General features: G+C 57.9%; 7 protein-coding genes. 3 read left to right on the top strand and 4 right to left on the bottom strand.

The window, feature by feature from the left end:
- Nucleotides 1-473 precede the first annotated feature (473 nt).
- Together FEI13_RS18375 and FEI13_RS18370 are read right to left on the bottom strand one after the other, a co-directional pair.
- On the bottom strand, nucleotides 474-1,208 hold the full coding sequence (locus FEI13_RS18375; RefSeq protein ID WP_138182948.1) for a Crp/Fnr family transcriptional regulator: 735 nt from the start codon (nucleotides 1,206-1,208) through the stop codon (nucleotides 474-476).
- 210 nt (nucleotides 1,209-1,418) lie between these two features.
- The gene (locus FEI13_RS18370; RefSeq protein ID WP_138182947.1) at nucleotides 1,419-2,138 is read right to left on the bottom strand and encodes a Crp/Fnr family transcriptional regulator; all 720 of its coding nucleotides are present in this window, start codon (nucleotides 2,136-2,138) and stop codon (nucleotides 1,419-1,421) included.
- A gap of 530 nt (nucleotides 2,139-2,668) precedes the next feature.
- On the opposite strand from FEI13_RS18370, the gene FEI13_RS18365 reads away from it, so the two are divergent.
- From FEI13_RS18365 to FEI13_RS18355, 3 genes are all read left to right on the top strand, one after another.
- Nucleotides 2,669-3,814, top strand: a complete 1,146-nt coding sequence (locus tag FEI13_RS18365) for a diguanylate cyclase domain-containing protein (protein ID WP_204758425.1) — start codon at nucleotides 2,669-2,671, stop codon at nucleotides 3,812-3,814.
- A 405-nt stretch (nucleotides 3,815-4,219) separates the two neighbouring features.
- Entirely contained in the window at nucleotides 4,220-4,810 is a 591-nt protein-coding gene (locus FEI13_RS18360) for a hypothetical protein (RefSeq protein ID WP_138182945.1), read from the top strand.
- Complete coding sequence (locus FEI13_RS18355) at nucleotides 4,794-5,900, top strand: histone deacetylase family protein (RefSeq protein ID WP_138182944.1); 1,107 nt, start codon at nucleotides 4,794-4,796, stop codon at nucleotides 5,898-5,900. Before FEI13_RS18360 ends, FEI13_RS18355 begins: the two co-directional genes overlap by 17 nt.
- 411 nt (nucleotides 5,901-6,311) lie before the next feature.
- Here FEI13_RS18355 and FEI13_RS18350 read toward each other — a convergent pair whose 3' ends face one another.
- The gene (locus FEI13_RS18350; protein WP_138182943.1) at nucleotides 6,312-7,604 is read right to left on the bottom strand and encodes a cation:proton antiporter; all 1,293 of its coding nucleotides are present in this window, start codon (nucleotides 7,602-7,604) and stop codon (nucleotides 6,312-6,314) included.
- 2,274 nt (nucleotides 7,605-9,878) lie between these two features.
- A partial coding sequence (locus FEI13_RS18340; protein WP_138182942.1) for an ISL3 family transposase occupies nucleotides 9,879-10,880 on the bottom strand: 1,002 nt, incomplete at its 5' end.

Genomic DNA, 10,880 nt, shown 5'->3' with positions numbered 1-10,880 from the left:
AAGGCGGCATAGCCGAGCTTCTTGTCGCCGGCTTCATATCGCGCCTTCTGCAACGCCAGGCCACGGTTAAAGACGAAGAGCCATGAATCCCGACTCATCCTTTACTATACAAAAGATTCTTGCCACCTTTTAATGACAAAACATTGTCAGCGTCAACTTAAGCTTTCGGGAAATTAATGTGCTTTCAGCACCCGAATTTCGACAGATATAAGCGTAATATTCTGATCTTAGGCAAACACTTTTTCAGGATTGGCGCCACAACAATCATTTGAAGAGCCCCCCGAAATTCGGACCATGCGCTAAGCTCTGATCGTGAATTAACGCACCACGCGCTTGGTGATCCTGGCGAAAGTGGATGGCACCACGGCCACGGAGGAACTCGACGAGCCTTCCAGGCTCACTACCCGACCGCACGCAGATGGCTAGGAGGATCAATGAGCCAGGATATCAGCGCGATCGTCTCCGGAGCACCATCAGGACGTTCCGGCTAGCGCGCCTCCTTCGGTAATGACCCGACGGTAGATGCTTCGATCGGCGGCATAGCAGCCACAGGCGGCCTCGATCAGGCCCGCCCGATCCAGCACCGTGATATCCCCACGGTGATAGCTGATCAACTGGCGCCCCTGAAGCGACATGGCGGCCAGGGTGATGCCGGCACGCCGCACCCCCAGCATCATGGCCAGGAACTCGTGGGTAAGATGCAGCCGATCGGAGTGCGCACGATCCTGGGTCATCAACAGCCAGCGCGCCAGGCGGGCCTCGACCTGATGAAAGTGGGTACATGCCGCCACCCGAGTGAGCTGCTGCATCAGCACGTAGAGGTAGCGCTTCAGCAGCGCCTCGAGTGCGGGGCGCTGCTCCAGGTGACGGCAAAAGACAACCGCCGGCATGCGCAGCGCCCTCCCTGCCCCCTGCACCAGAGCCCGCAACGGCGACTCATCGAGCCCCAGGATCAAGGGCATGCCGTACATCCCTTCACTGCCGACCATCGCCACTTCCAGCCGCTCACTGTCACTCAGGCTGGCAATCAGGGAGATGAAGCAGTCGAGCGGAAAATGGACATGCTGGATCTGCCCACCTGGCTCGGTCAATACCTCACCGAACACCAGGTCGACGGCCTCGCAGTCGGCAATGAAAGACACCCGGTCCTGAGACGGCAGGCTGTCGATAAGGTGGTTGGTCATCGGACCGGGGATAGAGGACTGCATGTGCTCGCTCCTGGTAAAGACCCGGCAATCGGCACATGGCAGGCAACCACCAGGCTCCGAGGCCGACGGCAGCCGGGGTGATCAGGCAATCACCGAAAAGCCACCGAGCGAACAGTGGCATATTCATCATCATGCCGTCGGTGCGCCAGGAGACACACGAAGGACACGTGCTTCTCGAGCACGATACCGCGCCTCGAGGAAGAGGGCCCATCACCCGGGGCGTTGATAGCTCAGCAGGCGATCGTACTCTTTCTTGACGACCGCATAGCACTCACAGACCCGTGCTTCCAGGCCAGGCCTGTCCAGGATACTGATGCGCCCACGATGGTAGGCAATCAGCCCGGCCTTCTGCAGCTTGCCGGCCGACTCGGTGACCCCCTCGCGACGGACGCCAAGCATGTTGGCGATCAGCTCCTGGGTCATGACCAGCTCGTGGCTCGGCAAGCGATCCAGGCTCAGCAACAGCCACCGACACAGCTGCTGATCCAGGCTGTGGTGCCGGTTGCATACCGCCGTCTGCGCCATCTGGGTGATCAGGGCCTGGGTATAACGCAATAACAGGTACTGGAGCGTCGAGGCGCGATCGAATTCATCCTTCAGCAACTGCCCCTTGAGGCGATAGGCACCGCCGGCACTCTGCACGACGGCACGGCCCGGCGTGGTTTCGCCGCCCATGAACAGCGAGATGCCGACGATACCCTCGGCACCGACGACGGCAATTTCCGTCGAGTCTCCATCCTCCATCACGCACAGTAGCGATACGATGGAGTCCGTCGGGAAATAGACATGGCGCATCACCTTTCCCGACTCGACCAGCGACTCCCCCAGTGTCAGCTCGACCCGCTCGAGGTGGGGCGCCAGGCGCTGGTATTCATCCCTCGGCAGGGCTGCCAGCAGGTGATTCTGACGAGGGTCATGTTGCGAAGCCATGACGAACACTCCCGTATCGGGCAAGCCACCCCGGCAACAGGGGGGAGAAGAGCGGACTTGTCCGATGGTGGTTGACGGACAGAGGCAGCCGCTGGAACGCCTTGCCGGACTTGCCTCGGATCTCGTCAAGAGACAGGCCACAGGCTTCCCCGCAACACCAGACAAACCATAACCTATTGAGATAGATCGAGAAACTCTGACTCACAGGAGTCTCGCTGCACTCCCCCACCCGCCAAAATAGTCTCGCAGGAAGGGAAGTCCATGCCATGTACGCTAACGCACGGAAGCGACGCCGTCACGTCACTACGCTCGCTGGATATCGGCCAGGCGCACCAAGGCTCGGGCCAGGCAACGCCGTCCCGGCGGAAATCAGACATCGGCAGAACAGGAAACCGGCTCATGGTAATGCACGCCCTTCTGATGACCAGGTCCCTTGTCTCACTCCCTCAAGTGCACCAGCGAGCCACGCCGCCCTTGCCTCACCATCGGGCATGCGACCCATGGGCCAGGCGCGTTCCCAGGCCGAGTGCATGAGGGACGACTCGATGCTTCAGGGCACCGCCTGGGCACCGCTCGATTCCGCCCCCTTCCCTGCCGAGCAGCCGCTGCGGCGAGGTCACACTCCGAGAACGGAGGTCCTCCCCGAGCGAACAGCAACCCACGCCTCCAGGCGGGGCCTCACAGCCGCCCTGGATGCCGAGAAGCGATGGGCCCGGGGGGTCCTCGACGCCATCGGCGATGCCGTCCTGACCATCGATCTCCGCGGCACGGTGACCTACATGAACCGGGTGGCTGAGACCCTGACAGGCTGTTCGCAACCGGAGGCCATCGGCAAGCCACTGTCCAGAGTGCTTCCCCTCGTCGATGGCAAGACACACCGGACGGCCATCCCCGCCGGGCGGCGCGCCATCGAGGAGAACCGAGCGGTGGGCCTCGCCCTGGATGGCGTGCTGGTCCGTCGGGATGGCAGCAGGATCGAGATCGAGGATTCCGCGGCGCCCATCCATGACCGGGAGGGTCGCGTCACCGGCGCCGTGATCGTGTTCCACGACGCCTCCCTGTCACAGGTCATGCTGGAGAGGATGGCCTACCTGGCGCAGCATGATCCGCTCACCGGACTGCCCAACCGTGCCCTGCTGACCGAACGGCTCTCCCGGGCCCTTTGCCTGGCCCGACGTCACCGCCACCTGGTCGCCCTGCTCTATCTCGACCTTGACGCCTTCAAGCCCATCAATGATTCGTTCGGCCATGCCGTGGGGGACAGCTTGCTCCAGGCGGTGGCGAGTCGTGTTCAGGAGTGCATGCGCGACATCGACACCGTCTGCCGCCAGGGTGGCGACGAATTCGTGATCCTGCTCGCCGAGATCAGGCGACCCGAGGATGCCACCCGAGTCGCGGAAAAGCTGCTCGCCGTCCTCGGCAGGCCCTACTGCATCCGGGGCCATGAACTCCTCATCACGCTCAGCATCGGCATCAGCCTCTACCCGGATGATGCCGACGATGCCGATACCCTCATGCACTACGCCGACACGGCCATGTACCACGCCAAGCGCAATGGTCGAAATGGGCATCACTGCTTCACGGCCGAGATGAATACCCGCCCCCTTCAACGCAGGCGGACCGAGCCCGGCCTGCATCCCCCCCTCCAGCCCTCGCAACTCGTTCTCGACTTTTAGTGGAGGACCGGGCGTTTTGCCAGGCATCGGATGCGAGGCGTACTGTACGCCAGCGCACAGATGGTGAGGCGCCAATCGCCTATCATCATCGTGGGTGAGGCAAGGGAACTGCTTGTACAGGGAGTTGCGCCGCGCGTCGCACGGACGGCGACGCCATCATGACACGAGCCATCCCGCAGCATCCTGGCACAGGATCATGTGCCAAAGAGGGTTACTTACTTGATGAACAACATCGTCTATATCGTCGGTGCCGTCGTGATCGTTCTGGTGGTTCTCTCCGTTCTAGGTCTTCGTTGAGACAACCGAAGAGCGAGTGGATCGGCAAGGCATCGGAAGCCGAGGGGCTACCGGCCGGAGACATAACATCCCGCTGGAAACGCCCTCGTAACCATCCTCGAGGAATTCATGTTCCTGCGCTTCCTGTTCGGTCACATCGCGCAGACCAGTGCCGATGACATCTACACCGACACTCTGGGGAGCCATGAGCGGCAGGAGTACCGCCAGGCCTTGCCGAAAGTCGTCCGCCTTGCCACCACCGGCGACGCCGACACCCAGTCCATGTTGGGGCAAATGCACGAGGCCGGCCAAGGGCCTCTCCGGGTCTTCGTGGAGGCGCAAAGGGGTACAACCTGGCCGCGGCTCGTGGCCAGCGAGATGCCGCCGTTGCGCGCGATGCCCGTCGACTTCACCGAGAAGCTGGTCAATGAGCTCGACGCGACCAAGGCCAAGAAATCGTTGAGCACGCGGGCCAGCTTACGCAAGATACCCAGGTCGCCGATCCCTGATCGGTGGCCTCTTGGTGTGAGCCAGTCGACGACCGGGCATCATCCACGTTCACTGCGCAAGAGCCTGCCTGCCGTCGTGCCTGGCCACCGAGTGAGTTCGTCGACACCCGTTCCCCCAAGACCTGACCATCTATGCTGTAGTCAGACACTTGGCCTGAATCGCTTTTTCGCTGCACACCCCCGGAGCTTGCATTATGGCCGACGAGAATAGCGTGATTGTCTTCTATGATGAGCGAATGCTGGCCCATGAGCCGGATATAGAGGTGCCTTTCCTCCCGGGTCGCATGGACGATCTTGTCCGCTCAATGTTGTTGGGGCTGGGCGATCCCTGGAAGTACCCGGAACACCCCGCCAGGCTCACCGCCATCCGGCACCTCCTGGATCTCGAGCCGGTTCCCGGCGTGACCTTCGAATCGGGCATGGCGGCGACGCGCGAGCAGCTGGGGCGGGTGCACACCAGCTCCTACCTGGACCATATCTTCGAGCTACGCGGCCAGAGTGCCTGGCTGGATGTGGACACCACGGCCGTGTCACCCGGTAGCGTCGACGCCGCCGAGGTGGCCGCCGGCACGGCGATCGCCGCCGTCGAGGCCGTCATCGAGGGAAGAGCCGAGAGCAGTTTCGCATTGGTGAGACCACCCGGTCACCACGCCGAGCCGGTGCGCGCCCGCGGCTTCTGCCTGTTCAACAATGTGGCGGTAGCCGCCGCTCATGCCCGCATGGCACTGGGCTGTACGCGAGTGATGATCGTTGATTGGGATGCCCACCACGGCAATGGCACCCAGGATATCTTCTGGTCCGACCCCGATGTGCTGTTTTTCGACTTGCATCGCGCCGCTCCCTTCTATCCTGGTTCGGGGAGTCTCGAGGAGGTCGGCATGGGCCGTGGGGACGGCACCAACGTCAATGTTCCCCTCCCCGCCGACGCCGGCGACGCCGCCTACCTCAAGGCCTTTCGCGAGATCCTGGTACCGGCGGTCGAGTGGTTCCAGCCCGACCTGATCCTGGTCTCGGCCGGTTTCGATCCGCACACCCATGACCTGGCCTTGGAGGTCTCCTATGGCGGCTTCGCCGCCATGACCGACATCCTCAAGGCCCTGGCACGCCAGCATTGCAAGGGACGCCTGGTCTTCGTGCTTGAGGGTGGCTACAACCTGATCTCGCTGTCACGTGGTGTCCGGACGGTGCTGCAGGTGCTGGCCGGCGATGTGCCGGCGGAACCCGGCCAACGTGGCATCGCCGAAGTCGAAGCTGCGGCGGACTTTCACCGCGGGGCCTTCGCCGGGCCACTCCCAGATTGACCCGGAGCCATCGGGGACGGGCACCAATGAGCGAAATCTTCTTATTTTCGCAAGCGCATCGAAGAACAGTTGATGATTCGGGTAGTCCATCGAAAAGACGAGCGCCTACAGTTTGCCAAGCGCCAGGCTTTTTCCGAAAAGTCGAATCTGCTAATTCTCCCTATCACCACCAGCGAGTATTTTTATAACCCGACCTGGGTTTATCGTTATCCCACGAATTCGATAACAGCGAAACCTCTCCTGCCGATGGCATTTTACGCCTTTTTTGATTGCTTTTGTGTCGTCCGGGCAACGAGGTTCGAGCCATAGATTTCCGTATTCCCACCGCCAGGCTGCCTTCTCTGACAGGCGAGCAGCAAGATCGCAGATGGTAGGCCCTGGTTAATTGAAAATCCAAAATTCAATATGTCGCTAATGCCTAACATTTCGCGAACGCCAATAACGAGCAATAGTGGGCTTAACACTAATCCCGTGAATCAGAATCGATATGGCAACCACTATTAGGGTAAGGTGCATCAATTCCAGTGCTATTTCTTCTTGCAGGCCATGCTGGATGGCATACATCAGATAGTAAAGCGAGCCAATACCACGAACGCCAAACCAGCCCATGAGGTGGCGCATACGCATGGATGCCCTGCTTCCCAACATGCCAAGATGTACACTGATGGGGCGGACGACTAGAAATAGAAAGGCCGCGAACCCTACGGCTCGCCAACTCCAGGAGTCCCAGAAGAGCGAGCCACCTATCAATAGAACCAGCACAATTTCTGCCAGACGCTCGAGATGCTCGTTGAATACCAGCGAGCTTTCACTCACATGCACATGCGATATGGGCTGAGGCTCTCCGTCTAGACTTGCCTCGACAGGTGCTGAGTAGTCCTGTTTGAGTCCCGACAATTTCAATTCGGTATGGCGCAAAGCAACCGCAGCACTGAACACGGCTAAAAAACCCCACGCATCCACTAGCAGGCTGATTCCATAAGCGAATGCGATGAGCCCCAAGCCGAGGAAACTTTCTAGAAAGGAAGTACCCACAAAGCGAGTGCGTATATTGGTTACTAACCAACCGACACTAATGCCCGCCAAGATGCCGATACCGATGCCTGCGCCGCTTGCCCAGAGCACATCCACTGCCAGCCACCGCCATCCGCCATCGCCAAGGTCATGCAACCCCAGCAACCCTAGGCCGAGCATCACGAATGGGAAGGCGCTGCCGTCGTTCATTCCGGCCTCGCAGGTCAATGAAAAACGTAGTTCGTCAGGATCATCTGCGCTACGGACCTGAACCTCGGTCGCCAAAACAGGGTCAGTCGGTGCGACTACGGCACCTAGCAACACGGCGGCCCCAAGCGGTAAATCGAGCCAGTAGTAGCCGAAAAGCGTCACCAAGCCGACCGTAAGTATCATCGAAACCACCGCCAGTTGCATGGGGTTTTGCCATCGCTTCAGGCTCACTGGCGCTGGCATTTTTACGCCGGCGCAATATAGCGAAATCAACACGGCAATCTCGGTCAAAAGCTCCAGTAAACCCGACTCTTCTAGCGGATTAAAATGAAATAGCTCTAAGCCCATAGGGCCGACAATGCACCCGATGACAAGGTACACAATGGCAGAGGTGGTCGGCACGCTTTTGATATAGGAAAAAGTGAATCCCACTACCAAAAGTAGTGAGCCTATCAAGATAAACCAAGTAGCGGTTGTCATAGATAACTCGGCTGGTGTGTATGTTCGTTTAACCGCGCAAGCCGAGTGATAGACCAATCAGCGAGCCCCCTGATCAATCTCCTCTGCGATGGCGAAAAAAATGGCTAATCTGCACAAGACATGTTTCCACGTGATGGGTTCTCATCTACATAAACGCCGAGGATTAGATGCGGTTGTATAGTTTATTCAAACCATTCAGTGCTCCCATTTGATTTGAAATTCTATTTTTCACTCATCCCCATAGCGTTCTTTCTCGATAGTAAATTCGGCCAAGATGGGGACATAGATGCGTTCAATCGCGACCTATATCTCGAAGCGTTCCTCCTTCTCGATGGCATCTGCCAGACGGCGTAGCTTGGCAACACAACTAGCCTCCGGGTAACCCTTTTCCACGTCTCTTTTTTCCTTGGACCCCCATGGCTTCTCCCCTTGACTACCTTGTTATCGCCGGTGGCCGATGCACCACCAGCATTGTTTCCATTCTAGCAGGTAATTCTTACCTTCACTCGATGACGCAAGGTAGTCTCGACACCTCCGGGGTGAACCATGATCGCGACCACCACTGCCCCCTTGGTGGACGTGCCACTGAAGCCGGCGCGCAAGGGCGCAAGGGTGTGGTGGCCGTCATCGACAGAGTAGCAAAACCAGAGCTAGCACCGGACATGATGCCAAACTCGCGTGCCACATCACCTGCGCTTATAAGGCAGAATGTGCAATGGCCGCTCCCCAACGTTCCCAGACGTCAACCTGCATTTTATACCGCTTGCCCTTGTTGTAGGTGCCCACTAGCTTTGACGGCACATGTGCCAGCATGGCATCGACTAATAATGGGTCGGCCATGAAGGTCTCAGTCCACAGCGTCGCGACGGACCGCCTTAGGTCATGTACGGTAAAGTGCTCAAGGTGGTAGAGCGTGGCGTCAGTATCGTGGTGCTTTCTCGCCCTCCCCTGCAGCCGAGCGATCGCCGTCGTAATGGTGTCGTAGTGGATCGGTTTTCCAACATCACGGCTGGACTCGAATCCGCATTTCTAGATTTCAATAAAAATTTTAGCATCTAGTGTCTTACCAATTAGACGATGACGCCAAATTAGAGGTTTTATACAAAAAAAGAAAAAACCAACAAAATAAACAGCATCATTATTGAACAGCCATCATCGAGGCAATCCTTTTTCTGTTCCTTTCTTGACCCTCCAGTTCCGTCTGCACAATTTTTTACCAAATATTTACATATGCGTCGACCTTGCTCAAAAAATCGGGCGTCACGAGTTGAGGATTTTAAAATAAAAATCTGTTCGCCATCATCAGACGCTTGGTTATCGAAGTTACGGAGTTTGAGACTGACTCAATTACTTCGCCAGCGTAGCCTTAAGTTCGGCTTCCGGCCAGAAGCGGACGATCAGTTAAGCCTGATATAACATCAGCGCTCAGCTAGCGCAAAACCGGCCCCATAGGGTCGTTACCTGCCTCATCAAGAGTTTCTTCATAGCCCGGAATTGCAATAGCAAAAAATAACGATCATTGAATCCTACCTTATATCATTTAAGGCAACATAAACCAGCGCCTGTAACGTTAAACGTATCTGAAAAATTATATTGATGCGTTTGTTGGGCCAAAGGTGACTACTTGGAAAGTATTGCATTCTGCCACCTGACTCGAGACTCAGAGATCAGCTCCAATCGTCCTGCCTCCATTGTCCCGTATACTTGAAAAAAGCACGCAGACCCTTCACAATCGGTAATGTGTATTGTTGTATCAAATACTGAATTTGGTCGAGAAGAGCGCTCTCTGGTCACTAGAACAAACTCCCCCATTATTCTTGCCTCTCGCTCAGAAACAAGTCTGTCCGAGAAGATTCTTTCGTTACACATACCCTCAAGATGTCGCCGGTTTTCTTGATTATTGGGGTAGAGAAACTGCGGATGCGAAAACCTTGAACTTACTGACATAGTCAGCGACTGATGCCCAGTTATCCTGGGAGAATCTATATTAAGATGATCAACATTCAGGCTCAACTGTTGACGAATTACTTTCTCGCATCGTCCAAGAGTTATATTATCATCATAGACTATCGAGATTCTTTCATCACCGCTGCTCTCCCATTCACCTCGAAGAGTGGGGAACACTGTCTCCAGCGATTCCAGTTGAGCAATATGCTGCGCACTAAAAGGTTCAGAATATGAGCGCTTCAGACTTATCCAGCCATTGCTCATGAGTGATAAATCCGGCCAACTAAGCATTTCAATTGGCCGCCGATTAATTGGTTCTTCGTCACTTCATGTGGATTTGGCCTGATCCAGCAGGCGCCCCACGGGGCTGCCAATCAGGTAGATCATCGCGATGAAATTGGCCTCGTTCCGGTAGCCGCGTGCGCGTGATCGAGCCGCCTGGAACAGACCGTTCATGCCTTCCAGACGGGCGTTGGTCAGGCCGGAGATCCAGCGCCTCACCACCTGCTCGGCATGTCGTTCGAGCGTCGTCAGGGCCTTCGCCATCGGCTTGAGCAGTGCCTGGCCGGTAACGGCTTCTCGCATGACCTTGAGGTAGTTCGTGATGCGCCACCGGGCGGCACGCGGCGTCGGTGCCTTCTGGATCCAGCGCAGCTTTTCCTTGATCACCCAGGCATCGCCGGTGGCTCCCTGATCGGCTACCAGCTCCTGGAGAGCGGCGATCTGCTTGGCCGTCAGGTTGCCGTTATCCAGGTTCTTCAAGACCGCCCACCGGAGGGCTTTGGGATGCCCCTTCTCACGGCGTTCCTTCTTGCGAACCTCGTCCAGCGCCTTGGTGAAGGTCTGCACGATATGGAACCAGTCGACCGTCACTTCGGCGTTGGGCAGGTTCTCGGCCACGCCGCTAAGGAAGGCCTGAGACATGTCGCAGACCACCTCGACCACGTTGTCGGGATCGCCGCCATGCTCCGCGAGGAAGGCGCTGAAGGCCTCGATGGCGGCCTTGCCATGCCCCGGTACGGCGAAGATCACCGGCTCCTGCTGACGCTGCATGTCGAGGAACACCGTGACATAGCGCTGACCCCGGCGTGAGGCCGTTTCGTCCACGCCGACAGCGGTCACGCCTCTCAGGTCCAACTCGCCCAGCATGCGGCCCACGTAGTGGTGCACGATGCGCCACAGGCGCTTGTCGGAGATCTCCAACTGCCGGGAGACGGCCAGCACCGGCATCTCCTTGACGAGCGACATGGCCGCCTGCTCGAACAGCAGGGTGAAGTCGCTGCCAGGCCGTGCCCAAGGCACCTCGATGCGCTTGACGCCATGCTCGGG

Source organism: Halomonas urmiana, from assembly GCF_005780185.1.
Lineage (GTDB): Bacteria > Pseudomonadota > Gammaproteobacteria > Pseudomonadales > Halomonadaceae > Halomonas > Halomonas urmiana.
The sequence above is the reverse complement of the archived record's forward strand: the minus strand, read 5'-3'. Positions and strand labels throughout refer to the sequence as shown.

Excerpts from the sequence above, each read along its gene's own strand:
- FEI13_RS18370 (WP_138182947.1), bottom strand. The coding sequence starts at position 2,138 with ATGGCTTCGCAACATGACCCTCGTCAGAATCACCTGCTGGCAGCCCTG.
- FEI13_RS18355 (WP_138182944.1), top strand. The coding sequence starts at position 4,794 with ATGGCCGACGAGAATAGCGTGATTGTCTTCTATGATGAGCGAATGCTG.
- FEI13_RS18360 (WP_138182945.1), top strand. The coding sequence starts at position 4,220 with ATGTTCCTGCGCTTCCTGTTCGGTCACATCGCGCAGACCAGTGCCGAT.
- FEI13_RS18350 (WP_138182943.1), bottom strand. The coding sequence starts at position 7,604 with ATGACAACCGCTACTTGGTTTATCTTGATAGGCTCACTACTTTTGGTA.
- FEI13_RS18375 (WP_138182948.1), bottom strand. The coding sequence starts at position 1,208 with ATGCAGTCCTCTATCCCCGGTCCGATGACCAACCACCTTATCGACAGC.
- FEI13_RS18365 (WP_204758425.1), top strand. The coding sequence starts at position 2,669 with ATGAGGGACGACTCGATGCTTCAGGGCACCGCCTGGGCACCGCTCGAT.